Source organism: Pseudomonas sp. LBUM1661, from assembly GCF_059695925.1.
On the sequence record NZ_CP166794.1, the window covers coordinates 2246303 to 2272043 of the forward strand.

General features: G+C 61.2%; 20 protein-coding genes and 3 tRNA genes. All 23 read left to right on the forward strand.

Features of this window, described 5'->3' with window-relative positions:
- The first annotated feature begins 41 nt into the window (after nt 1–41).
- Nucleotides 42–962, forward strand: a complete 921-nt coding sequence (accD, locus tag ACA057_RS10355; RefSeq protein ID WP_497348021.1) for an acetyl-CoA carboxylase, carboxyltransferase subunit beta — start codon at nt 42–44, stop codon at nt 960–962.
- Nucleotides 959–2266, forward strand: a complete 1308-nt coding sequence (gene folC, locus ACA057_RS10360) for a bifunctional tetrahydrofolate synthase/dihydrofolate synthase (RefSeq protein WP_497348023.1) — start codon at nt 959–961, stop codon at nt 2264–2266. The genes accD and folC overlap by 4 nt, the downstream gene beginning before the upstream one ends.
- A complete protein-coding gene (locus tag ACA057_RS10365) occupies nt 2250–2909 on the forward strand; it encodes an SPOR domain-containing protein (RefSeq protein ID WP_497348025.1) in 660 nt (219 codons plus the stop codon). The genes folC and ACA057_RS10365 overlap by 17 nt, the downstream gene beginning before the upstream one ends.
- Before the next feature lie 98 nt (nt 2910–3007).
- Complete coding sequence (locus ACA057_RS10370) at nt 3008–3568, forward strand: CvpA family protein (RefSeq protein ID WP_059404432.1); 561 nt, start codon at nt 3008–3010, stop codon at nt 3566–3568.
- A 41-nt stretch (nt 3569–3609) separates the two neighbouring features.
- A complete protein-coding gene (gene purF, locus ACA057_RS10375; protein WP_007905939.1) occupies nt 3610–5115 on the forward strand; it encodes an amidophosphoribosyltransferase in 1506 nt (501 codons plus the stop codon).
- Between the two features lie 78 nt (nt 5116–5193).
- Nucleotides 5194–6405, forward strand: coding sequence for an O-succinylhomoserine sulfhydrylase (locus ACA057_RS10380; RefSeq protein WP_059404431.1), 1212 nt, complete (start codon nt 5194–5196; stop codon nt 6403–6405).
- Nucleotides 6406–6410: 5 nt separating this feature from the next.
- Nucleotides 6411–7178 (forward strand): SDR family oxidoreductase, encoded by a 768-nt coding sequence (locus tag ACA057_RS10385; RefSeq protein WP_497348028.1) that lies wholly within the window; start codon nt 6411–6413, stop codon nt 7176–7178.
- Nucleotides 7179–7291: 113 nt separating this feature from the next.
- Nucleotides 7292–7367, forward strand: a tRNA-Val gene (locus ACA057_RS10390).
- 54 nt (nt 7368–7421) lie between these two features.
- Nucleotides 7422–7498: transfer RNA gene (locus tag ACA057_RS10395), tRNA-Asp, on the forward strand.
- Nucleotides 7499–7591: 93 nt separating this feature from the next.
- Nucleotides 7592–7668 (forward strand) — tRNA-Asp (locus tag ACA057_RS10400).
- Nucleotides 7669–8058: 390 nt separating this feature from the next.
- Nucleotides 8059–8568: a sigma-70 family RNA polymerase sigma factor gene (locus ACA057_RS10405; protein WP_401353462.1), complete on the forward strand. Its 510-nt coding sequence runs from the start codon at nt 8059–8061 to the stop codon at nt 8566–8568.
- The gene (locus ACA057_RS10410; RefSeq protein WP_497348030.1) at nt 8565–9515 is read left to right on the forward strand and encodes a FecR domain-containing protein; all 951 of its coding nucleotides are present in this window, start codon (nt 8565–8567) and stop codon (nt 9513–9515) included. The genes ACA057_RS10405 and ACA057_RS10410 overlap by 4 nt, the downstream gene beginning before the upstream one ends.
- A 67-nt stretch (nt 9516–9582) precedes the next feature.
- A complete protein-coding gene (locus ACA057_RS10415; RefSeq protein ID WP_497348032.1) occupies nt 9583–12006 on the forward strand; it encodes a TonB-dependent siderophore receptor in 2424 nt (807 codons plus the stop codon).
- A 341-nt stretch (nt 12007–12347) separates the two neighbouring features.
- Entirely contained in the window at nt 12348–13724 is a 1377-nt protein-coding gene (locus tag ACA057_RS10420; RefSeq protein WP_497349855.1) for a diaminobutyrate--2-oxoglutarate transaminase, read from the forward strand.
- Between the two features lie 202 nt (nt 13725–13926).
- Nucleotides 13927–15708, forward strand: coding sequence for an IucA/IucC family protein (locus ACA057_RS10425; protein WP_497348034.1), 1782 nt, complete (start codon nt 13927–13929; stop codon nt 15706–15708).
- The gene (locus ACA057_RS10430) at nt 15701–16903 is read left to right on the forward strand and encodes a type III PLP-dependent enzyme (protein ID WP_497348036.1); all 1203 of its coding nucleotides are present in this window, start codon (nt 15701–15703) and stop codon (nt 16901–16903) included. Before ACA057_RS10425 ends, ACA057_RS10430 begins: the two co-directional genes overlap by 8 nt.
- Nucleotides 16900–18315: a DHA2 family efflux MFS transporter permease subunit gene (locus ACA057_RS10435; RefSeq protein WP_497349857.1), complete on the forward strand. Its 1416-nt coding sequence runs from the start codon at nt 16900–16902 to the stop codon at nt 18313–18315. The genes ACA057_RS10430 and ACA057_RS10435 overlap by 4 nt, the downstream gene beginning before the upstream one ends.
- Nucleotides 18316–18333: 18 nt before the next feature.
- The gene (locus ACA057_RS10440) at nt 18334–20205 is read left to right on the forward strand and encodes an IucA/IucC family protein (RefSeq protein ID WP_497348038.1); all 1872 of its coding nucleotides are present in this window, start codon (nt 18334–18336) and stop codon (nt 20203–20205) included.
- Nucleotides 20199–20972, forward strand: a complete 774-nt coding sequence (locus ACA057_RS10445; protein ID WP_497348040.1) for an HpcH/HpaI aldolase family protein — start codon at nt 20199–20201, stop codon at nt 20970–20972. The genes ACA057_RS10440 and ACA057_RS10445 overlap by 7 nt, the downstream gene beginning before the upstream one ends.
- A 4-nt stretch (nt 20973–20976) precedes the next feature.
- Nucleotides 20977–22818, forward strand: coding sequence for an IucA/IucC family protein (locus tag ACA057_RS10450; RefSeq protein ID WP_497348042.1), 1842 nt, complete (start codon nt 20977–20979; stop codon nt 22816–22818).
- Nucleotides 22808–23731, forward strand: coding sequence for an ABC transporter substrate-binding protein (locus tag ACA057_RS10455; RefSeq protein WP_497348044.1), 924 nt, complete (start codon nt 22808–22810; stop codon nt 23729–23731). The genes ACA057_RS10450 and ACA057_RS10455 overlap by 11 nt, the downstream gene beginning before the upstream one ends.
- Complete coding sequence (locus ACA057_RS10460) at nt 23728–24717, forward strand: FecCD family ABC transporter permease (RefSeq protein ID WP_497348046.1); 990 nt, start codon at nt 23728–23730, stop codon at nt 24715–24717. The genes ACA057_RS10455 and ACA057_RS10460 overlap by 4 nt, the downstream gene beginning before the upstream one ends.
- Nucleotides 24710–25741, forward strand: coding sequence for a FecCD family ABC transporter permease (locus ACA057_RS10465; protein ID WP_497348048.1), 1032 nt, complete (start codon nt 24710–24712; stop codon nt 25739–25741). Before ACA057_RS10460 ends, ACA057_RS10465 begins: the two co-directional genes overlap by 8 nt.

Consider the following 25741-nt stretch of genomic DNA (forward strand, 5'->3'; position numbering starts at 1 on the left):
GAACCAGAGTGTTCGGGCCGCCGGTACTGGAGAAAGAAAGCATGAGCAACTGGTTAGTAGACAAACTGATCCCTTCGATCATGCGTTCCGAGGTCAAGAAGAGCTCGGTGCCTGAAGGTCTTTGGCACAAATGCCCGTCTTGCGAGGCTGTGTTGTATCGTCCGGAGCTGGAAAAGACCCTGGACGTTTGCCCCAAGTGCAATCACCACATGCGTATCGGCGCGCGCGCGCGCATCGACATCTTCCTCGACGCTGAAGGCCGTGCCGAACTGGGCGCCGACCTGGAGCCGGTTGACCGTCTGAAATTCCGCGACGGCAAGAAGTACAAGGATCGCCTGACCGCTGCCCAGAAGCAGACCGGCGAAAAAGACGCACTGATCTCGATGAGCGGCTCCCTGCTGGGCATGCCGGTCGTGGTGTCGGCCTTCGAATTCTCCTTCATGGGTGGTTCGATGGGTGCCATCGTCGGTGAGCGTTTTGTTCGCGCTGCCAACTACGCCCTGGAAAACCGTTGCCCGATGATCTGCTTCGCGGCCTCCGGCGGTGCGCGGATGCAGGAAGCGCTGATTTCCCTGATGCAAATGGCCAAGACCTCTGCGGTCCTGGCGCGTCTGCGTGAAGAAGGCATTCCGTTCATCTCCGTGTTGACTGACCCGGTCTACGGCGGCGTTTCCGCCAGCCTGGCGATGCTGGGCGACGTGATCGTCGGCGAGCCGAAAGCCCTGATCGGCTTTGCCGGCCCGCGCGTGATCGAGCAAACCGTGCGTGAAAAGCTGCCGGAAGGCTTCCAGCGCAGCGAGTTCCTGCTGGAGCACGGTGCCATCGACATGATCATTCACCGTCAGGAGCTGCGTCCGCGTCTGGGCAACCTGCTGGCACAAATGATGGGCCTGCCGACGCCGCAATTCGTCGCCGCGCCAATCGAGCCAATCGTGGTTCCACCGGTGCCTGCCAACCTATGACCCAACGTACCCTTGGCGAGTGGCTCGCCTACCTTGAGCAGTTGCACCCTTCGGCCATCGACATGGGCCTTGAGCGCTCGCAACGGGTAGCGTTCCGCATGGGACTGGGCAAGCCGGCGCCTCGGGTGATCACGGTCACCGGCACCAACGGCAAGGGCTCTACCTGTGCCTTCGTGGCTTCATTGCTGCGGGCGCAGGGCCTGAACGTCGGTGTCTACAATTCTCCGCATCTGCTGCGTTACAACGAGCGGGTGCAGGTCAATGGCGTCGAAGCCACTGACGCCGAGCTGTGCGAAGCCTTTGCGGCGGTAGAGGCAGGCCGTGGCGACACGTCCCTGACCTATTTCGAAATGGGCACGCTCGCAGCGTTCTGGCTGTTTCAGCAGGCCGGTCTCGATGCGGTGGTGCTGGAAGTCGGCCTGGGTGGGCGTCTGGACACGGTCAACGTGGTCGATGCCGACATGGCGCTGGTCACCAGCATCGGTGTCGATCATGCGGATTACCTGGGTGATACCCGCGAATCCGTGGCTTACGAAAAAGCCGGCATCTTCCGCCAGGGCGCGCCTGCGCTCTGTGGCGACCTGAATCCTCCGCAACCTCTGCTGGATAAAGCGCGAGAGCTCAGCTGCCCGTTTTTCCTGCGTGGGCGCGATTTTGACCTCGGCATCACCGATCACAACTGGCAATGGCGCGGTCTTGACGCGCAAGGGCGTGTGGTCGAGCTGCATGATCTGCCGTTGCTCGATCTGCCAATGGAAAACGCCGCGCTGGCGTTGCAGGCTTACCTGTTGCTCGGTTTGCCTTGGGTTGATGCGCAGATTATTGATGCGCTGACAGCGACGCGGGTGGTGGGTCGCCTCGATCGCCGTCAGTTCGATTGGCAGGGCAAGCGCCTGAATCTGTTGCTGGATGTCGGGCATAACCCGCATGCGGCGGAGTATCTGGCTCGGCGCCTGGCCAGCCGACCACCGGCCGGCAAGCGTCTGGCGGTGTTCGGGTTGCTGGCGGACAAGGATCTGGATGGTGTTGTCGGCGAATTGAGTGCTAGTGTCCAGCACTGGGCCGTCGCGCCGCTGGATTCGCCGCGAGCACGCCCGGTTGCCGATTTGCACGGGGCGTTGCAGAACCTTGGCGCCTTGGTAACGTCTTATGACAGTGTGGCCGCCGCCCTGGAAGGGCAGTGCGCACTGGCGACGAGCGACGACGAGATTCTGTTGTTCGGATCATTTTATTGTGTTGCCGAGGCCCTTGAATGGCTGGCCCGGCGCTCCACGGAGGAAGCGGCAAATGGCATTGCTGGATAAGGCCTACAAACAGCGCATGGTCGGCGCCCTGGTTCTGATCGCGCTGGCGGTGATTTTCCTGCCGATGATGTTTTCCCGTCAGGACGAACAGCGTCAGGTAACGGTCGAAGCCCCGGCTGCGCCGCACGCGCCTTCCGTGCCGCAAGTGCAGGTCGAACCGGTGGTCGTGCCTGAGCCGCAAGCATTGCCTCAAGAGCCAGTGCCAAGTGATGCCGAAATCGCTCAGCAAGAAGCCCCGTCGGCACCGATTGCACCCGTAGCGCCGGTGGCCCCAGCGCCTGCCGCCAAACCGGTCACTCCTGTGCCTGTTCCGGCTGCCAAGCCAACGACAGCACCTAGCCAGCCGATCACGGCTGCGCCAGGCAAGCCCGACACCACTCAAAGCCGTGTCGACGCCAATGGCCTGTCGGTCAGCTGGTCGGTGCAACTGGCCAGTCTGTCGAACCGCGCCAGTGCGGAAAGTCTGCAAAAGTCCCTGCGCAGCCAAGGTTACAACGCCTATATCCGTACCGCCGATGGCAAGAATCGGGTGTTTGTCGGTCCGCTGATCGAGCGTGCAGAAGCGGATCGTCTGCGCGATTTGTTGAACCGCCAGCAAAACCTCAAGGGTTTTGTCGTACGTTTCCAGCCAGAACGCGGCTAAAACTATCGACCCGATTTGAAATGCACTGACAATCGCAGCTTACCGATAAGCATGGGCTCTGCTAAAATGCGCCGCCTTATCCGTCTGTAGGCTGCACTGTGCCATTTACCTGGGTTGACTGGGCGATCGTTGCGATCGTCGCCATCTCCGCTTTGATCAGTTTGAGCCGCGGCTTCGTCAAAGAAGCATTATCGCTGGTGACCTGGATCATCGCAGGAGTCGTCGCCTGGATGTTCGGTGGCTCATTGTCCGAGTACCTCGCCGGATACATCGAAACGCCATCGGCTCGTGTCATCACGGGCTGTGCCATCATGTTTGTCGCCACGTTAATCGTAGGCGCAATGATCAATTATCTTATCGGCGAGTTGGTACGCGTCACCGGGCTATCCGGGACCGATCGATTCCTCGGCATGGCCTTCGGCGCCGCGCGTGGCGTGTTGCTGGTGGTCGTGGCGGTCGGGCTGTTGAGCCTGGGGCCGGTACAGCAGGACGGGTGGTGGAAAGAATCACAGCTCGTGCCAAAATTTTTATTGGTCGCAGACTGGTCCAAAAACCTGATTCTCGGGTGGAGCAGTCAGTGGCTTGCCAGCGGTATCAGCGTACCCGCTGAGATACCGTTCAAGGACCACCTCTTGCCGATGGCCAAAACGCCTCAGTGAGTTGTGTTCAGTTCAGATCCATTAAGTAGGGGTTGCGTCGCATGTGTGGCATCGTCGGTATCGTCGGTAAGTCGAACGTCAATCAGGCGCTGTATGACGCGCTAACCGTCCTCCAGCACCGCGGCCAGGACGCTGCCGGTATTGTCACCAGCCATGATGGCCGGTTATTCCTGCGCAAGGACAATGGCCTGGTGCGTGACGTGTTCCATCAACGTCACATGCAGCGCCTGGTCGGGCACATGGGCATTGGCCATGTGCGTTATCCGACCGCGGGCAGCTCGACGTCGGCCGAAGCTCAACCGTTTTACGTCAACTCGCCTTACGGCATCACCCTGGCGCATAACGGTAACCTGACCAACGTTGAACAGCTGGCCAAGGAGATTTACGAATCTGACCTGCGCCACGTCAACACCAATTCCGACTCGGAAGTGCTGCTCAACGTGTTCGCGCACGAACTGGCCCAGCGCGGCAAGTTGCAGCCAACCGAAGAAGACGTGTTCGCTGCCGTCACCGACGTGCACAACCGTTGCGTCGGTGGTTACGCGGTCGTGGCGATGGTGACCGGTTACGGCATCGTCGGTTTCCGTGACCCGCACGGCATCCGCCCGATCGTCTTCGGCCAGCGTCACACCGACGAAGGCGTCGAGTACATGATCGCCTCCGAGAGCGTCTCCCTCGACGTGCTCGGCTTCACCCTGATTCGCGACCTGGCACCGGGCGAAGCGGTCTACATCACTGAAGACGGCAAGCTGCACACCCGTCAGTGCGCGACCAACCCGTCCCTGACCCCGTGCATCTTCGAACACGTCTACCTGGCGCGTCCGGACTCGATCATCGATGGCGTGTCGGTCTATAAGGCCCGTCTGCGCATGGGTGAGAAACTCGCCGAGAAGATCCTGCGCGAGCGTCCTGATCACGACATCGACGTGGTCATCCCGATCCCGGACACCAGCCGCACCGCGGCCCTGGAGCTGGCGAACCACTTGGGCGTCAAGTTCCGCGAAGGCTTCGTGAAGAACCGCTACATCGGCCGGACCTTCATCATGCCGGGTCAGGCGGCACGGAAAAAATCCGTACGCCAGAAGCTCAACGCCATCGAACTGGAATTCCGCGGCAAGAACGTGATGCTGGTGGACGACTCCATCGTTCGCGGCACCACCTGCAAGCAGATCATCCAGATGGCCCGTGAAGCGGGCGCCAAGAACGTCTACTTCTGCTCCGCGGCACCGGCCGTTCGTTACCCGAACGTCTACGGCATCGACATGCCGAGCGCCCACGAGCTGATCGCCCACAACCGGTCGACCCAGGACGTCGCCGACCTGATCGGCGCTGACTGGCTGATCTATCAGGACCTGCCTGACTTGATCGAAGCGGTCGGTGGCGGCAAGATCAAGATCGAGAAGTTCGATTGCGCGGTGTTCGACGGCCAGTACGTGACCGGCGACGTCGACGAGGCTTACCTGAACAAGATCGAACAGGCACGTAACGATGCCTCCAAGGTCAAGACGCAGGCCGTCAGCGCGATCATCGATCTGTACAACAACTGAGTTTTTACCGGCCCTGAGGGGCCGGTTTTGTATCTACTACAGGCTCTTCATGACAAGAGCAGGGCAAGGAGTGACAGCATGAGTCAGGATTGGGATGCCGGTCGGCTGGACAGCGACCTCGAAGGCGTAGCGTTCGATACCCTGGCCGTACGCGCCGGTCAGCACCGCACGCCGGAAGGCGAACACGGTGATCCGATGTTCTTCACTTCCAGCTATGTATTCCGTACGGCTGCCGACGCGGCCGCACGCTTTTCCGGGGAAGTGCCGGGCAACGTTTATTCGCGCTACACCAACCCGACCGTGCGCGCGTTCGAAGAGCGCATTGCCGCGCTGGAAAGCGCCGAGCAAGCTGTGGCCACCGCCACCGGTATGGCCGCGATCATGGCGGTAGTGATGAGCCTGTGCAGTGCCGGTGACCACGTGCTGGTCTCGCGCAGCGTGTTCGGCTCGACCATCAGCCTGTTCGAGAAATACTTCAAACGCTTCGGCATCGAAGTCGATTACGTGCCCCTGGCGGACTTGTCCGGCTGGGATGCGGCCATCAAGGCCAATACCAAATTGCTGTTCGTCGAGTCGCCGTCCAATCCGCTGGCCGAGCTGGTGGACATCGCCGAACTGTCGAAAATCGCTCACGCCAAAGGCGCGATGCTGGTGGTCGATAACTGCTTCTGTACCCCGGCATTGCAGCAGCCGCTGAAGATGGGCGCGGACATCGTCGTGCACTCGGCAACCAAGTTCATCGACGGCCAGGGCCGTTGCATGGGTGGCGTGGTGGCCGGTCGCAGCGAGCAGATGAAAGAAGTTGTCGGCTTCTTGCGCACCGCCGGGCCAACCCTCAGCCCGTTCAACGCCTGGATCTTCCTCAAGGGGCTCGAAACCCTGAACCTGCGGATGAAGGCGCATTGCGCCAATGCCCAGCAACTGGCCGAGTGGCTGGAGCAGCAGGACGGCATCGAAAAAGTCCATTACGCCGGCCTCAAGAGCCATCCGCAGCACGAGTTGGCCCTGCGTCAGCAGAAGGGCTTCGGCGCCGTGGTGAGTTTCGAAGTGAAGGGCGGCAAAGAGGGCGCGTGGCGCTTTATCGATGCGACTCGCCTGATTTCGATCACCGCCAACCTGGGCGACACCAAGACCACCATCACTCACCCGAGCACCACCTCCCACGGCCGTCTGGCGCCGCAAGAGCGTGAAGCGGCGGGCATTCGTGACAGCCTGATCCGTATCGCCGTCGGCCTCGAAGACGTGGCAGACCTGCAAGCCGATCTGGCGCGCGGGTTGGCTGCCTTGTGATCGAGATGTCGACGCCTACCGCTGGCACCAATGGCCGCGTAGCACTGGTCACTGGTGCTGCGCGGGGCATTGGTCTTGGGATCGCCGCGTGGTTGATCAGCGAAGGCTGGCAGGTGGTGCTGACCGATCTGGATCGCGTGCGCGGTTCGAAAGTGGCGAAGGTGCTCGGCGACAACGCCTGGTTCATCGCCATGGATGTCTCGAACGAAGGGCAGGTGGCGCTGGGCGTCGCCGAGGTGCTGGGGCAGTTCGGGCGTCTGGATGCGCTGGTGTGCAACGCGGCGGTGGCTGATCCGCACAACATCACCCTGGAAAGCCTCGATTTGGCCTACTGGAATCGGGTGCTGGCGGTGAACCTCAGCGGACCGATGTTGTTGGCCAAGCACTGTGCGCCATACCTGCGCGCTCACAGCGGTGCAATCGTCAACCTGGCCTCGACCCGTGCCGGGCAGTCGGAACCTGACACAGAAGCTTACGCGGCGAGCAAGGGCGGCCTGTTGGCCCTGACTCACGCGTTGGCCATCAGCCTGGGCCCTGAGATTCGTGTGAATGCGGTCAGCCCGGGCTGGATCGATGCGCGGGATCCCTCCGCGCGGCGTGCCGAGCCACTGACCGAGGCTGACCATGCCCAGCATCCGGCGGGCAGGGTAGGGACGGTCGAAGACGTGGCGGCGATGGTGGCCTGGCTGCTGTCTAAGAATGCCGGTTTTGTCACGGGCCAGGAGTTCGTGGTCGACGGTGGCATGACCAAGAAGATGATTTACAGCGAGTAGGTCTGTTGCCAGGGCCCTGAATGACATGATTTTGTCTTTTTCAGAAAAACTTCAAGCGGGCTATTGACTTAGCTTCGATACCTGCGTAAATTTCGCGGCCTCAGAGAAGCAAAGGGTGATTAGCTCAGCTGGGAGAGCGTCTGCCTTACAAGCAGAATGTCGGCGGTTCGATCCCGTCATCACCCACCACTTCTTGAGTCTTGCGAAAGCAGGAAGGAAGCTGTAAAAAGCCTCCACCGACGCGCAGCGGTAGTTCAGTCGGTTAGAATACCGGCCTGTCACGCCGGGGGTCGCGGGTTCGAGTCCCGTCCGCTGCGCCATATTTTCCGAGTCAGAGTTATCTGGTTCGAGATTGAAAAGCCTCGAAGCTTTTCAGTCAGACGAGTTACTTGGGCGCAAGTCCAAAGCGATACGCAGCGGTAGTTCAGTCGGTTAGAATACCGGCCTGTCACGCCGGGGGTCGCGGGTTCGAGTCCCGTCCGCTGCGCCATATCTGCTTCAAGGCCCACTGAACGCCTTAGAGCTACGAAGAAAATCACTGGTAACGCCAGTGTCACCTTCGAGTCGATAGCAAAGACCCTGGTCGAAAGACCGGGGTTTTTTGTGTCTGCGATTTGGCTTTTTCTCTCATTCCCTCCGCCTCACGTCTTCGCGTCCGTCAATCCTTGTGGTCAAGCGATGAATCCTGTCTTTTTTTAACAAACCCCTCAAAGGCGCTCAATCCCGGCGACATGGGGCTTGTGTGGCCGAAATGCCTGCCTCTCCAATCACTGATTAATGCTTTTCCTTGGTCTAAATCGCACAAAGGGCTTGGATTGGAGTCACATCACTAATTAGAATGAGTCGCATTTAAAATATTTCTTCGCGCAGGGTTTCTTTGATGAGTGATGCAGCGATGCCGGCGGCGCAAAACTTCCATGACTTGTACCGCGACCATCGCGGCTGGCTGGAAAGCTGGTTGAGACGACGCATGAGCAATGGCAATGACGCGGCGGACCTGAGCCAGGATACGTTCGTGCGCCTGCTCGCCAGCTCACAGAGCATTGCCGACCTGCAGGAGCCCCGCGCCTATCTGGCAACCGTCGGCAAGCGGCTGCTGGCCAACTTCTATAAGCGTCGCAGCCTGGAGCAGGCTTACCTCGATGCCCTGGCGCTGCTGCCTGAGGACTGCGTGCCGTCGCCCGAGCAGCGCTGGATCCTGCTGGAAACCCTGCAAGCCCTGGACGAATTGCTCGACGGATTACCGACCGCGGTGCGCCGTGCGTTTCTCTGGAGTCAATTGGAAGGCCTGGGTTATCACGAGATCGCCGAGCGCCTGCAAGTCTCTGAACGCACGATCAAGCGCTACATGGCGCAAGCCTACGAACATTGCCTGCTGGTGGATTTGTGATCGGTTCAGCGCCTTCGGCTGAAGCCCGGCAGGTCGTGCGAGCTGCCGCCCAATGGCTGGCGCTGATGGAATCCGGCGCCGCCAATGAACGCGATCGGGCCAATCTGCAACACTGGCGTGACAGCCATCCCAGTCACGAACAGGCCTGGCAGAAAGCTCAGCTCTTGCGTCAACGTTTTGCCGACCTGCCGTCAGCCTTGGCGATGGCCAGTCTGGATCGGCCACAGGCCAGTCGGCGCACGGTGCTCAAGCGTGCTGTCGGCGGGGTGGCGCTGGTGCCGGCCGCCTGGCTGATCAGTCGGCAGTTGCCCCTGGATGTCTGGCGTGCCGACCTGCGGACCGCGACCGGGGAGGGCAAGACAGTCCAATTGGCCGATGGCAGCTCGCTGCAAATGAATACCGCCAGTGCCGTCGATATCGACATGAAGAACCGGCATCTGACCCTCGTGGAAGGCGAAATAGCGTTGAATGTGCCCGGGATCACGCCGTTGACGATCCAGACGCATTTCGGGCAAGTGGTCGTCAGTCAAAGCCAGGTGTGCGTCCGTCAGGGGCAGGCAGGCTGCAAGGTGTCGGTGCTCAAAGGCATGGTGCAATTGCAGCCGTTGCGCGGGCCGGTCTTTTCATTGCGGGCAGGTCAGCAAGTCAACCTGCAAGCGATGGGCGCCGGAAGCGTAGAACCCTTCGATGTGCTGGCCCCAGGTTGGCGTGACGGTGTGTTGATGGCGCAGAACCAGCCGCTGGGGGATTTTCTGCGCGAGCTCAGCACCTACCGTCCGGGCCTGCTGCGCTGGGAGCCGGAACTCGAATCCCTGCGAGTCACCGGCAGTTTTCGGCTGCAAGACACCGATCGCATCCTTGCGCTGCTGGCGGCCAGCCTGCCGCTGGAGGTGCACATGCGAACCCGCTATTGGGTCACGTTGCTGCCGCGCAAAAAAGTTGCTTGAGGCGTGTCCCTTTTTTTCGCGCCGCTTGTCATTCAAGGCAAGTGAAACGAAATCAGAGAGATTCTCAATGCCCGTAGTGATGCCCTGCAGTACGCGTCTGGGTTCTTCCAGGCTGCGCCCGTTGATGCACTTGAGTCTGTTGTTGAGCCTGAGTGCCTGTCCGTTGTTCATCACGGCCGGTTGGGCCGATGACGCGTCGCGACGCAGTTATCAGGTGCCGGCAGGAAGCCTCAGCGCCGCGTTGACCCGCTTCGCCGGATTGGCCGGGGTCAACCTTTCGGTGGATCCTGCACTGGTCAGCGGTCGCAACAGCGCTGGGCTTTCCGGGGAGTTCGCGGTCGAGGAGGGCTTTGCGCGTCTGCTGCAGGGTTCCGGTCTGCAACTGCAACCCGTGGGCGAACAGGCCTACATCCTGACCCCGGCGCCAGAGAGCAGCAGCCTGCAATTGGGCGCCACCTCGATTGTCGGTGCCACTGACTCGGAACATGGCGAGCCGTATGCCGGCGGCCAGATTGCGCGTCGCGGTTCGCAAGGCATGCTCGGTTCTAAAGATTTCATGGAGACGCCGTTCAGCATCACCACCTACACCAGCGAGGCGATCGAAAACCTCCAGGCGCGAACCTTGGGCGACCTGGTGGCCAGCGATCCTTCGGTTCGCGCCACCAACCCGGCAGGCGGACGTTACGAGCAGTTCACCATTCGCGGGTTGAGCCTGTTCAACAGCGATGTCTCCTACAACGGTCTCTATGGTGTCTTGCCGACCTACACGATCGACATGGAGATGGCCGACCGCGTCGACATCCTCAAAGGTCCTAGCCAGCTGATCAACGGCATTTCGCCGCGGGGCAGCGTGGGTGGCGGGATCAACGTGGTGCCCAAGCGCGCCACCGACGCGCCCATCACTTCGTTCACCGGCAGCTACGCTTCCGACAGTCAGGTCGGCGGTGCGGTGGATGTCGGTCGACGCTTCGGTGAAGACAACAAATTCGGTCTGCGTTTCAACGGCGTGAAGCAGTCCGGCGATACCGAATGGGATCACCAGAATGTCGATCGCGAGATGGCCGTACTGGGCCTGGATTTTCGCGGTGAGCGCCTGCGGCTCTCGACCGACATCGGGCGCACCGAGCGTGATACCGATGCCCCGCAGGAACGCGTGCAGGTTGGCCCGAACGCGCAGGTTCCGCATGCCGGCGATGTGCGCCGCAACTATGCGCAGCCCTGGAGCAAGGCGAGCACCAACGACACCTTCGGCACGGTGAACGGCGAATTTGATGTCAGCGACAACGTCATGCTGTACGGCGGCGTGGGCGCGCGCAAAAGTAATCATGACTTCCTCCGCCATGCCGTTTCAGTCACCAATGACGCTGGCGATTTCAGCGTTCTGCCGCGTGACTTCACCCGTGACGAAAATGTCCGGACGGCCACCGCAGGCGTGCGCAACTGGTTCCATACCGGCCCGGTGAGCCACGAGGTCAACCTGGCCGCCAGCTACTTCTACATGGACTTTGAAAACGGCGGCGCGCGTTATGGCGCGGCCAATAGCAATATCTACAATCCCGTGGAAACACCCACGCCTTCCCGGCCTACGCGACAGGATTCGAAGGTCTACACCGAGAACCGCTTCAGCGGTGTGGCGTTGTCCGACACCCTGGGCTTCTTCGATGACCGCGTGCTGCTGACTCTCGGCGCTCGCTGGCAGCGGGTGCAGGTTGACGACTGGGCGGATAACATCAAAGGCGACACCGCCTACGATGAGGAAAAAGTCTCGCCGTCGGGCGGCATCCTGTTCAAGGCCACCGACAAGCTGTCGCTGTACGCCAACTACATGGAAGGCCTGAGCCAGGGCAAGATCGCACCGTCCACCTCGGTCAACGAGGACGAGATCTTCCCGCCGTTCATCAGCCGCCAGGTCGAAGTCGGCGCCAAGTACGACGCCGGTCCTTTCGCCGTGACCGCCGCCGTATTCCGCATCAAGCAGCCAGCCTATGAGACCAACGCCACGACGCGCCTCTTCGGCCCGAACGGCAAGCGTGAGAACACCGGCGTGGAAGTCAGCATGTTCGGCGAGCCGATCGATGGTTTCCGCCTGCTCGGCGGTGTCATGTACATCGACAGCGAGTTGACCAACACCACCAACGGCACCTTCGACGGCAACCGCGCGCCGGCCACGCCGAAATACAACGTTAACCTGGGCGCCGAATGGGACGTGCCGAACGTACAGGGCCTGACCCTGACCAGCCGCGGCATTTATTCCAGCTCGCAGTACCTGGACCAGTCCAACGTCAAGGAAATCGACTCGTGGACGCGTATGGATGTCGGCGCACGCTACGCGTTCAAGGTCGAGCAAAAGAACATCACCCTGCGTGCCAATATCGAGAACGTGGCGGACAAGCGCTACTGGAGCTCGGCCGGTGCTTCGGATGACAGCGAGCCAGGCTTGACGCTGTCGACCCCGCGCACCTACCTCCTTTCGGCGACCGTCGACTTCTGATTCACCTGTGTCATGCGCCCCAGGGATCGGGGCGCTGTCGTTGAGCCATGACCTGATCCGTAAAGAGGAAGGACATATGCACACCGTCAGTTAAATTAAAGATCCCTACTGACATATAAGTTGCCGATACCGAAGTTGTCAGTTGTATTAAAAAGATCATGGCTAGATCATGGCACATCCGATGTTTTTACCAGGTTTATTAACTTGGTTTTTTGCGTGCCTGAATACTTCTAAAATAGTCAAATTCGCTATATGTAAATGTCCAAATAAGTCGTAAGAATTAGTTGCAACAACGTGTTAATGAGAATAAGTTGCATATCGAATTTAACGAGGGTGGACCGATGTTGAATGATGGCGTATTGCACTCTAAACCTTTGCAAAAAACCAATGCCGACTATCTGGCTCGACAAAGCAAGTTCGAATCTAACGTGCGCAGTTATCCACGCAAGTTGCCACTGGCCATTGCCAAGGCTCACGGGCTTTGGGTGACCGACGTCGAGGGCACTACTTACCTCGACTGCCTGGCCGGCGCTGGCACGTTGGCCCTGGGGCACAATCACCCGGCCGTTATGGCCAGCCTCGACAGCTTCCTTGCCTCTGGCCTGCCGATGCACACGCTGGACTTGACCACTGCGGTCAAGGACGCTTTCAGCGAAACCTTGCTCAGTTTGCTGCCCAACCAGGGCCGCGATTACTGCCTGCAATTTTGCGGGCCGTCCGGGGCGGATGCGGTGGAAGCTGCGCTGAAACTGGCCAAGACCTACACCGGGCGCAACAACATCATCAGTTTCTCCGGGGCCTACCACGGCATGACCCACGGCGCCCTGGCCCTGACCGGCAACACCGCGCCGAAAAATGCCATCGCCAGCCTGATGCCGGGTGTGCAGTTCATGCCGTACCCCCACGAATACCGTTGCCCGCTGGGCATTGGCGGTGAGGCCGGGATCGAGGCCTTGACCCACTATTTCACCCAGTTCATCGAAGACGTCGAAAGCGGCGTGTCGCTGCCGGCGGCGGTGATCCTTGAAGCGGTGCAGGGTGAGGGCGGCGTCAACAGTGCCCCGGCGAGCTGGCTGCGGGCGATCCGCGAGGTGACGCGCAAGCACGGCATCCTGCTGATCCTCGATGAGGTGCAAACCGGTTTCGGCCGTACGGGCAAGATGTTTGCCTTTGAACACGCCGAGATCGAGCCAGACCTGATCGTCATGTCCAAAGCCGTCGGTGGCGGTTTGCCGATGGCGGTGCTGGGTATCCGTCGTGAGTTCGACGCCTGGGAGCCCGGCAACCACGCCGGCACCTTTCGCGGCAATCAGATGGCCATGGCCACCGGGCTGGCGACGTTGCAGGTGCTGCAAAAGCAAAACCTCGCGGCCCAGGCCGAGCGCCGTGGCCAGTGGCTCAAGGACCGACTGGTCGAGTTGCAGGCGCATTATCCGGCCCTTGGCCAGGTGCGCGGTCGCGGCCTGATGCTCGGTATCGAGATCGTCGACGAACGCCAACCGGCTGATCGCCACGGGCATTTCCCGATGGACCCGGCGCTGGCCGTGGCCATTCAGCAACAGTGCTTCAAACAGGGCCTGTTACTGGAACGCGGTGGACGCAAGGGCAATGTCATCCGCTTGTTGCCGCCATTGATTATCGACGATGAACAATGCCAGCAAGTGATCCAGCGTTTTGATAACGCCGTGGCAGCCGCGTTAGTGCAATTACGCCCTTGATCGAAGTTACACCAGCACTCCACCATGTTGCAGTTTGATGGCGCGGGTGTGCGTAACTTTGAGAGTCGTCTGATTATTTATTAGGTTCAATCAAGTGATGTCGTTACGTGGGGTTCTATCGGCTGTTAAACCGGTCGAGCAGCAACTAATTTTTTCGCCATATAACGTATCCAGTGACCTGTCGGGTTACTGTGGAGCACCCATGAATCATCCGAATCGCAGTGTGTTACCGAACATGGTCAGTGAATTGGCAACGACGTGCGCGTTGCTTAATTGCTTGATCAAAGAGTTTGCCTTACCGGAAAACTGCCTCAGTTACAGCTGGCCGACGCAGATGCAAGGTATCGCCCCCGGCAGTTACCTCGACGGCCTGGAATGGAAGGGCATCCCCCTGACCATCAAGCTGCCCAACCAGCAGCAGTTTTTTGTGATGGTCGACCGCCGTGATGGTCTCGGCAGTCACCGTTACCTGTCGGACGTCTATGCCCGACGCGGCGAGGGCGACTGGTCGTGCCTGGGCTTTGCCGAGTTCGTCGAGCAGTTGCTCGCGGCGTGCGAACACATGACCCGCGCCAGCAACGACGAGTTGCTCGATCAGGTGCTGCAAAGCCAGTTGCTGACCGCGGCCATCGTCGGCCACAACACACCGAAGGACGCGGACCCGCTCAGCGACTACCTCGCCAGCGAGCAGGGCTTGTGGTTTGGTCACCCGAACCACCCGGCTCCCAAGGCGCGGCTGTGGCCCGCTCATTTGGCCCAGGAAACCTACGCCCCGGAATTCCAGGCGCGCACCGCGTTGCACGTGTTCGAAGTGCCGCTGGAAGGCCTGACCGTCGGCGCCAACGGCTTGAGCAAAGCCCAGGTGTTGGCCGGTTTTGCCGATCAGTCACAGGCCCGGCCGGGGCACGCGGTGATCTGCATGCACCCGGTACAGGCGCAATTGTTCATGCAGGACAGCCGGGTGCAGCGATTGCTGAAATCCGCGGCCATTGTCGATCTGGGCGCCACGGGACTGATGGCCAACCCCACGGCGTCGATCCGCACCTGGTACATCGAGGGCCATGAGTTCTTCATCAAGGGTTCGCTGAACGTACGCATCACTAACTGCGTGAGGAAAAACGCCTGGTACGAACTGGACAGCGCACTGTTGATCGACCGCGTATTCCGCAACCTCCAGTTGACCCAACCCGAGACCCTCGGCGGGTTGTCGGTGGTGGCCGAGCCGGGCCTGTTGAGCTGGGCGCCACAGCAGGCCAGCGAAGCCGACAATCACTGGTTCCGCGAACAGACCGGGGCGATCCTGCGCGAGAACTTCTGCCTCGACACCGGCAACGACTGCAGCATCATGGCCGGCACGTTGTTCGCTCGAGGTCTGCATTTGCGGCCGTTGGTGCACGAATTCCTCACCCGCTTCAACGGCAACGACATCGACGACCAACAACTGTTGAGCTGGTTCGATGATTATCAGGCGCTGCTGCTGCGCCCGGTGCTGTCGCTGTTCTTCAATCACGGCATCGTCATGGAACCGCATTTGCAGAACAGCGTGCTGGTGCATGACAACGGTCGTCCGCAACGCCTGCTGCTGCGGGATTTTGAAGGGGTCAAACTGACCGACGAACTGGGCGCCTCGCGGATCGACGCCGACGTGCATCCGCGCGTGCGTGAGTCGCTTCTGTATTCCCGCCAGCAAGGCTGGAACCGCATCGTCTATTGCCTGTTCGTCAACAACTTGTCCGAAGCCGTGCTGGCCCTGAGCTGGGAACGTCCGCACCTGGCGCCGCTGATGTGGCAACGGGTCGAGCAACAGCTGATCAGCATCCGGGCCGAATTGACCCGCGCTGCGCCAGAGCTGGATGCACTGATCGCCGGTCAGCCGATTGCCTGCAAGACCAACCTGAAAGTCCGTTTGGCGGCCAAGGCTGATCGCCAGGCTGGCTACGTCACGCTCGTGTCCCCGTGGGGCAAGGAGATCCCGCATGGATAAGCTGCCCGACACGGTATTGGCGGCCATCGACGCAGCCCGCCGCCAACAGGTCGACCCGCTGGCGCTGTTCATCTACGACCTCGATGCGCTGAAGCAGCACGTGACCCAGGTGATGGCGGCTCTGCCCGAAGGCGTGGAGCTGTACTACGCGATCAAGGCCAACAGCGAACCGCAGATCCTCGCCACCGTGGCACCGTTGGTGCACGGTTTCGAGATTTCCTCCGGCGGCGAGATCGGTCGTCTCCAGGCGTGCCCGACGCGCAAACCGTTTGTCTTTTCCGGCCCCGGCAAACTGGATTCCGATTTGCGCTCGGCCCTGCAGCATCAGGTCGAAGCGATTCACATCGAAAGCCTGAATGAAATTGTCCGCCTGCAACGGCTGGCACTGGAAGCGGGGCGCGTGCAGGACGTGTTGCTGCGCATCAACCCTGAACTGCCGTCGCCGCTGTCGAGCAAACTGGCGATGGCCGGCACCGCCACGCCCTTTGGCATCGACGAGTCGGAGCTGGCCCAGGCGGTGAGCTGGGTGGATAACGCCAGCCACCTGCGGCTCAAGGGTTTCCATGTGCACGCGATGTCCCATCAGTCGTTGGTGGAACGCCACGAACAATTGCTCGACCTGTACCTGGAACGGTGGCCGCAATGGACGGCGTTGTCGGCCAGTCCGGCGACAATCACCCACCTCAATGTCGGCGGCGGCATCGGCGTGAATTACCTCGGCCCGCAGCAGTTCGATTGGCAGCGCTTGTGCGCGCACCTGGGCGAGTCCCTGGCGGCGTGTGCCGATGCGCCGATTGTGCGTTTCGAACCCGGGCGTTTCATCAGTGCTTACTGCGGCTATTACGCCATTGAAGTGCTCGACAGAAAAACCAGTCACGGCAAACACTTCCTGGTGTGTCGTGGCGGCACTCATCATTTCCGACTGCCGGTTGCGCAGGGGCACGATCACCCGGTCATTCACCTGCCCAGGAATCGCGCGACACCGAGCGCGCTGCAACAGCAATGGACCGTGGTCGGGCAACTCTGCACGCCCAAGGATGTGCTGAGTCGCGATTGCCTGCTGACCGGCGTGGAAGTCGGCGACATGCTGGTGCTGCCGCTGGCGGGGGCTTATGGCTACAACATCTCCCACGCCGATTTTCTTTGTCATCCGCGACCGCCACAGCTGTTTGTAGGAGGCGCGTCTTGGGTTTGACGGTGGCCGTTCCGCGCTGGTTGGTGGTGGTCAATGTGCTGTTGGGCACGTTGACCGTCAGCCTCAACAACAGCTCGCTCAACCCGGCGTTGCCGGCGTTCATGAGTGCCTTCGACATCGGGCCGTTGCTGGCCACCTGGATCGTCGCCGCGTTCATGGTGAGCATGGGCATGACCATGCCGCTCACCAGTTTTCTCAGCCAACGGGTGGGGCGCAAGCGTCTCTATCTGTGGGGCGTGGCGCTGTTTGTCTGCGGCTCGCTGATGGGCGCACTGGCGGACTCCATCGCGCTGGTGATTACCGCTCGTGTGGTGCAAGGGATTGCCAGTGGGCTGATGATTCCGTTGTCGCTGGCGATCATTTTCTCGGTGTACGCCAAAGGCGAGCGGGGCAGGGTGACCGGTCTGTGGGGCGCGGCGGTGATGCTCGCGCCAGCGTTGGGGCCGTTGTGCGGCAGCCTGATGCTGGAGTGGTTCAGCTGGCGCTCGTTGTTCCTGATGAACGTGCCGATTGGCCTGGTTGCGCTGATTCTCGGCGTGGCGGTGCTTCCTGCTTCTGAAGCATCCGAGCGCAAACCGTTCGACCTGGCGGGTTACCTGTTGATCGCAGCGGGCATTGGCCTGCTGATGATCGCTGTCGGTCGTCTGCGCCACGCCGAAGCGCTGACCGATCCGCTCAACCTCGGCATGTTGCTGGCAGCGATTCTGTGCCTGGTCGCGTTTGTGCGGCTGGAACTGAACCGGACTTCGCCGCTGCTCAACCTGCGCATCTTTGCCCTGCGTGGTTATCGCTTGAGCGTGATCATCGCGGTGGTGCAGTCGGTCGGCATGTTCGAGTGCCTGGTGCTGTTGCCGTTGCTGGTGCAAGTGGTGATGGGTTACAGCGCCATCTGGACCGGGCTGTCGCTGCTGTGCACGGCGCTGTTTGCCAGCTTGTTCGGGCACCTCGGCGGGCGCTGGCTGGATCGGCACGGGCCAAGGGGCGTGGTGCTCTGGGGACTGCTGCTGACCGGCGCCGCGACGCTGGGCCTGGGCCTGCTCGGGGCCGGCGCCTCCATCGGTGTGGTGTTTTTCCTGATGATGGTTCGCGGTGCGGGGCTCGGTCTGTCGTACATCCCGATCACAACCGCCGGGCTCAATGCGTTGCCTGAACCGATGGTCACCCAAGGCGCGGCGATGAATAACATTTCCCGGCGCCTCGTGTCGTCACTGGCCATCGTCATCGCCTCGCTGTGGCTCGAGTTCCGTCTGGGCGATGGGCTTCCTTCCGCTGGCACGCCCGACGCGATCAGCGAAGTGTTCATGGCCACCGGCATCCTCATCCTGCTGGCACTGCCCTGCGCCTGGCGTTTTCCCGTTCACGCATCCGACGAGCCGGCCGAGGCACTGCCCCCGGCCCTCGAACACCGTTAATTCTTTAATCGACAAGGTATGACAATGGCGACCTCATCTCAGGCAACACCTCAGGCTCAAAATCGCGCGCCAGGCGTCTGGCTGGCGAGTGCCGACACTCAGCGCTACCAGCAAGTGGAGCAGCGGGTGGTCGGCCAACTGCTGCAAACCCTGCTGTACGAAAACGTACTGCCGTACCGTCATTCACCGTTGGCTGGCAGCCAATACCGTTTTGTCGTCAGCGGTGTCGATGCCCGGCAACAACCGGTGGAGTACCACTGCACAGGCCTGCTCAGCGCCAGTTTCGAACTGATCCGCCTCGACTACGCAAGCCTGGAACGCGTGGATGCCGACGGCAAGCACAGCCAACCGCACCTGCATCAGGCGCTGGCCGAACTGTTGAGTGAGCTTCAAGACAGTCCGCATCTGCCACGCTTCACCCATGAACTGGAACAAACCCTGCTCAAGGATCTGCAATCGCGCAGCCAGGGTTATCAAGCGAACGTGCCAAGCCATCAACTGGACGTCGATGCGCTGGAACAGCACTTCATGGACGCCCACAGCTATCACCCTTGCTACAAATCGCGCATCGGTTTCTCGCTGAAAGACAACGCCAGTTACGGGCCGGAATTCGCCGCGCCTGTCGCCATCGTGTGGCTGGCAGTGGTGAAAACCTGCGGCGCGATGAACGTCTCCCGGCACCTGGATTACGACGACTTCATCCGGCAGGAATTCGGCGCTCAGCGCTGGCAGGAACTGGCTGAGAGCCTCACTGACCAAGGCAAGTCGATGGGCGATTACTGGCTGATGCCGGTGCACCCGTGGCAGTGGGAAAACGTCATCGTCCCCGTGTTCTACCCGGAGCTGGTCAGCGGTGAAGTGATCCATTTGGGCACCACCAATGATCGCTATCAAGCACAGCAATCGATCCGCACCCTGGCCAACGTCACGGACAAACAGCGGCCTTACGTCAAGCTCGCGCTGAGCATGACCAACACCTCCAGCACCCGCATTCTGGCCCGGCATACGGTGATGAACGGCCCGATCATCACCGACTGGCTGCACCAGTTGATCCGCAGCGACAGCACCGCCCGCGACCTGGGTTTTGTGATCCTCGGCGAGGTGGTTGGTGTCAGCTTCGACTACGACCACCTGCCCACCACGCGCATGTCCCAGGCCTACGGCACGATGGGCACGCTGTGGCGCGAAAGCATTCACCCATACCTGGAAGACGATGAGCAAGCGGTGCCGTTCAATGGCTTGAGCTCCGTGGACAACCGCTACGGCGACGGTGAACAAAAGCCGTTTATCGATGCCTGGATCAAGCAATACGGCCTGCACGCCTGGACCCGTCAACTGCTGCAAGTCGCGGTGTCGCCAATCGTTCACATGCTCTACGCCGAAGGCATTGGCATGGAATCCCACGGCCAGAACATCGTCCTCATCGTCAAGCAGGGCTGGCCACAACGCATAGCCCTGAAAGACTTCCACGATGGCGTGCGCTATTCACCGCAGCACCTCGGGCGCCCCGAATTGGCCCCGACGCTGGTGCCGCTGCCCGCCAGCCACGCCAAGCTCAACCGCAACTCGTTCATCCTCACCGACGATGTCGATGCGGTGCGCGACTTTTCCTGCGATTCGTTCTTTTTCATCGCCATGGCCGAGATGGCGATCTTCCTGCATCAGCACTATCAACTGGCCGAAACCGAATTCTGGCAGATGACCGCCGAGGTGATCACCGGTTACCAGGCTGAACGTCCGCAGCACAGTGCGCGTTACGCCGCGTTCGATGTGTTCGCGCCGTTCTATGAAGTCGAAGAACTGACCAAGCGCCGCCTGCTCGGTGATGGCGAACGTCGTTTCAAATCGGTGCCGAATCCGCTGCACGCTTTCCGGCCGCAATCATGCTGAGGACCAATCTGCTCAAGCAGAAACTCAGTGCCGGTGCGCCCGCCTATGGCCTGATCAGCTCGATTCCATCGCCAGCGGCCATCGAATTGATTGCCGAAGCCGGTTTCGATTTCGTGATCATCGACATGGAACACGTGCTGATCAATCCCGAGACCGTGGAGAACATGATCCGCACCGCCGAGAGCTATGCGATCACGCCGTTGGTGCGGGTCGCGGACCTCAACCCGAAAACCCTGCTGCGCCTGCTCGATGGCGGCGCCCAGGGCATCGTGTTGCCGATGATCGAAGGCCCCGAGCCTTTGGCCGAGAGCATTCGCGCCTGCAAATACCACCCGCTGGGCGGCCGCAGCCTGAATGCCGGGCGTCCTGGTGCGTTTGGTAAGCACAGCCTGGCGGAATACATCGGGCTCGCCAACGAGCAAATCATGATGGTGGCGATGATCGAAAGCGCCGAAGGCGTGAGGCGCGCGGCGGAGATTGCCGCCGTGCCCGGCCTCGACATGATCCTTGAAGGCGCGGCGGATTTATCGCAATCGCTGGGCCTGCCCTGGCAGATCGACCGGCCCGAAGTGCAGCAAGCACTGCTCAGCAGTTGGCAAGCCGCCAGTGCGGCGGGCGTGCCGTATTGCGCGATTCCACGCCAGCCGGGCGACCACGAACGGTGGTTGAGCCGGGGCGTTAAAAGTTTTGTTTTGGGTGACGAGCGTGGCATCGCTTTTCGTGCCCTCCAGGCCAGATTGGCCGCCACTTCAGCAGAAGGAAAATAACCCGATGAACTTCACCACAATGGCCGCCGACCGAGTGATGCAGGATCTGGTCGATTGTTTGCTGGCCGAGCATTTTTTCGGGACCGAACCGCTGAACCTGAAGGTGCCCGCAGCAGACCAGCCGTTTAGCGGTTTGAGCGCCGAGCAACGCCTGTGGGAATGGCGAAACGAGCCACAGGGTTCGATCTTCGTGGCCCTGCGCCCCGGCATCACCCAGCAATGGGAAAAAGTGCCGGGCACGCCGGTGTTCGGTCGGCAGAATGAGCAACTGACGGAACTGTCGCCCGAAGCCTTCATGACCCAGGTGCTGGCCGGGATGACCGACCGCTATCAGGACAATGAAAAAGGCTTTGCGCTGTTCCTCGACGTGCTGCGCACCAGCGTTCGCCAAACCGAGTTGTCCCTGGCGCACAAGGTCGACAGCGGACATTTGCTGGAAAAGAGCAACGCGGATTTTTTCCTGACCATGGAGCAGTGGGCTTCGCTGCGTGATCGTCCCTACCATCCGCTGGCCAAAGCCAAGCAGGGTTTGAACGATGCGGAATATCAGCAGTACCAGGCGGAATTCGCCCGGCCAGTGGCGCTGAACTGGGTCGCCATCGACCGCACGTTGCTGCAATGCGGCGACGGCGTGACCGACCTGGCGCAGCATAATCCCGCCGAGTATGTGCTGCCGTTCGCGTTACAGGCCGGCCTGCAACACGAGATGCAGCAACGGGGGATTTTCGACAGCCATATCGCGCTGCCGGTGCACCCGTGGCAGTTCGAGCACGTGCTGGACGCGCAACTCAGCGACGCCTTTGCCAAGGGTGACTGCCATCGACTGGACTTCACCGACGGTGATTTCTTCGCCACCTCGTCGTTGCGCTCGATGACGCCGTGCTTCAACAGCGCTGACTACCTCAAGTTGCCGATGGCAATCTATTCCCTCGGCGCCTCGCGTTATCTGCCGGCAGTGAAAATGATCAACGGCGGCTTGAGTGAAGCGCTGTTGCGTCAGGCACTGGGCAAGGATCAAACCCTGCAACAGTCGCTGCACCTGTGCGACGAAACCAAGTGGTGGGCCTTCATGCCGCCGGACGCCACGCTGTTCGACGAAGCGCCGCGTCACCTGTCAGCCATGGTCCGTGGCTATCCACCTGCGCTGCTGGAAGATCCGGACACCCGACTGGTGCCGATGGCCGCCCTCGGTACGCCGTTGCCCGGCAGCAACCAGCACTTTTTCGATGACTGGATGGCCTACCGCCAATTGCCGGCCAACGCCACTTCGGTGATGACACTGTTCCGCGAGCTGTGCCACAGCTTCTTCGAGATCAACCTGCGGATGTTCCGCATCGGCATGCTCGGGGAAATCCACGGGCAAAACGCGGTGCTGGTGTGGAAGGCGGGTTACGCCCAAGGGCTGTTGCTGCGCGATCACGATTCGTTGCGCATCTTCGTGCCATGGCTGGAGCGCAACGGCCTGGCCGATCCGGCGTACCGACTGAAGAAGGGCCACGCCAACACCCTGTATCACGAGCGTCCGGAAGACCTGTTGTTCTGGTTGCAGACCCTCGGTATTCAGGTCAACTTCCGCGCGATCATCGATACGTTGGCGCAGGTTTACGCGGTGCCAGCCACCGCGTTGTGGACGGCAATGGGCGAAGTATTGAACGAGTTGATTGACACCATCGACTTCGACACCGAAGCTCGGGCGATGATTAAACAGCAATTGTTCGAAGCACCCCACTGGCCGCAGAAATTGCTGCTCACGCCGATGATCGAGCGAGCGGGCGGCCCCGGCAGCATGCCGTTCGGCAAAGGCCAGGTGGTGAACCCTTTCCACCGGTTGAATAATGAAGCCTGACGCTCACTGTCATCCCTCCAGGCGCACGCTGTTGCGCCTGTCTTTGGGCATGCTTGCACTGCGGTATTCGATACCGGCGTGGGCGCAGACCGACGCCACGCCGCTGCGGGTGATCACCCTGTTTCAGGGTGCCACCGACAGCGCCGTGGCGTTGGGCGTGACGCCGTGCGGCATCGTTGATTCCTGGAGCGAGAAACCGACCTTTCACTATTTGCGTTGGGCGCTGGATCAGGTGCCCCATGTGGGGCTGGAGACCCAGCCCAGCCTTGAGGACATCGCGCTGCTCAAGCCCGACGTGATCGTCGCTTCGCAGTTTCGCCACGAACGCATCGCACCGTTGCTCAAGCAGATCGCCCCGGTGGTGATGCTGGAAGAAGTGTTCGAGTTCAAAAAGACCTTGGCGTTGATGGGCATTGCCCTGTACCGACAGCAGCGAGCCGACGACGTGCTGGCTCAATGGCAACTGCATGTGGCGCAACTGCGTCTGCAACTGCAGCAGAAGTTTGCCGGGCGCTGGCCGCCCACGGTGTCGATCCTGGATGTCCGCGAGGACCACATCCGCAGTTATCTGCCGGCGAGTTTTCCGGGGTCGGTGATCACCGAGTTGGGTTTCAACTGGAGTGATGCCAGTCGGGCGGCGAGCGGGGTGTCGATCAAAATCACCAGCAAGGAGAGCCTTGCCGTGGTGAATGCCGATATTTTCTTTGTCTTCCTGCGCGCGGAGAAAGCAGCAGTGCAGCGAAATTATGAAAGCCTGGTGCAGCATCCGCTGTGGCAGCAAATGCGCGCGCCGCAGCAGGGGCAGGTGTGGCGAGTTAACGGCGTGGCCTGGAGCCTGTCGGGCGGCATGCTGGGGGCAAACCTGATGCTTGATGACGTGACTCGGCTGGTCCCGGCGGACGCGGCCTCATGAGTAACGCGTTAAAGATGTGGAGTGCCGGCGTTGTGTTGCTGCTGTGCTGCGTATTGAGCCTGGCGGTGGGCGCGACCTGGATTCCGTTGTCGCAGATTGCGGCGGCGTTCGTGCATCCCGATCCGTTGAGCATCAGTCATGTGCTGGTGACCACCACGCGGCTGTCACGCACCTTGATGGCGATGGCCGTGGGCGCGAGCCTGGCGGTGGCCGGCGCCTTGATGCAGGCGCTGACGCGCAATCCGCTGGCGTCCCCCGGACTGTTCGGGATCAACGCCGGGGCGACGTTTTTCATCATCCTCGGTTCCTCACTGTTCTCCCTGGCGTCCCCGGATGCCTGGCTGTGGTGCGCGTTTATCGGCGCGGCGGTGGCCGGCAGTCTGGTGTGGCTGATCGGCAACATGGGGCAGGGCAGTCTCAGTCCGTTGCGCATCGTACTGGCGGGCGCGGCGATGGCGGCGTTGTTCTCGGCGTTCAGCCAGGCGTTGCTGGTGGTCAATCAAGATGGACTGGATACGGTGCTGTTCTGGATGGCGGGCTCGTTGACCGAACGCAGCCTGTCGGTCGCCGCGCCGTTGCTGTTGTGTGGCGTACTCGGGTTGTTCGGCGCGATGTTGCTGGCGGGACAGGTCAATGTGCTGAACGCCGGCGAGGAAATTGCCACCGGCCTTGGCCAGCGAACCGGGATGATCCGGTTGCTGATGGCCGTGCTGGTGGTGTGCCTGGCGGGCAGCGCGGTGGCGTTGGCCGGTAGCATCGGTTTTATCGGTTTGCTGGTGCCGCACATGGTGCGCAAAGGTTTATCCATCGACCATCGCTGGTTGCTGCCGGGATGCGCATTGCTCGGCGCGATTGTTCTGCTGCTGGCCGATACCTTGTCGCGGGTGCTGATCTTGCCGCAAGAGGTGCCGGTGGGCGTGATGACCGCGCTGTTCGGTGCACCGTTTTTTATCCTGCTGGCCCGGCGTGGAGGTCGTTATGGATAAGGTGCTGACCTGGCGCTACAGCGGGTTTTCCCGGCGGATCAACATCGCCACCTTGTGGCGCTTGCTCGCGGCCGTGGCGGTGACCGCGCTGATCATGCTCGGTTCGCTGTCGCTGGGCAAAGTCATGTTGTCGCCGCTGGAAGTGCTGCGAATATTGCTGTCCAACCAGGACGCCAGCCTGACCTTCATCGTCGAGCAACTGCGCTTTCCGCGCATGCTGCTGGCAGCGTTGGTCGGGGCAGCATTGTCGGTGTCGGGGCTGATTCTGCAAAGCATCATCCGCAACCCGCTGGCCTCGCCGGACCTGCTGGGCATTACCAGTGGTGCAAGCGCGGCGGCGGTGTTGTATTTGTCGTTTTTCTCGGTGGCGCTGGGGCAACAGTATCTGCCACTGGCGGCGATGCTTGGCGCCGGGCTGGCGGCATTGGCGATCTATCTGCTGGCCTGGAAACAGGGCGCTTCACCGCTGCGGCTGGTGTTGATCGGCGTCGGCATCTCCGCGATGTTGACCGCCGCGACCACTTTCATTCTGGTCTTCAGCCCGCTGACCACGACCTTGTCCGCCTACGTTTGGCTGACCGGCAGCGTGTACGGTGCCAGTTGGCCGGAACCGCTGGCGCTGGGTCGCTGGTTGTTGGGCATTTGTCCGTTGCTGGTGCTGCTGGCCCGGCAGGTGATGGTGCAGCAACTGGATGACAACCTGGCCCAGGGCATTGGCGTACGCGTGCAATGGCTGCGCGCCGGTTTGTTGCTGGTCAGCGTCGCGTTGGCCGGAGCCGCGATTGCCTGGGGCGGGGCGATTGCGTTTGTCGGGCTGATTGCGCCGCACATTGCCAAGCGCCTGGTGGCGCCGGGGTTCGGCGGTCAGGCGGTGATGTCTGCGCTGGTCGGCGCGAACCTGGTGGTGCTGGCCGACCTCGCCGGGCGCACGCTGTTTTTGCCGCTGGACCTGCCCGCCGGGATTTTTGTCGCGGTGCTGGGCACGCCCTTTTTTCTCTATTTGTTGATTAAACAGCGTCATTAA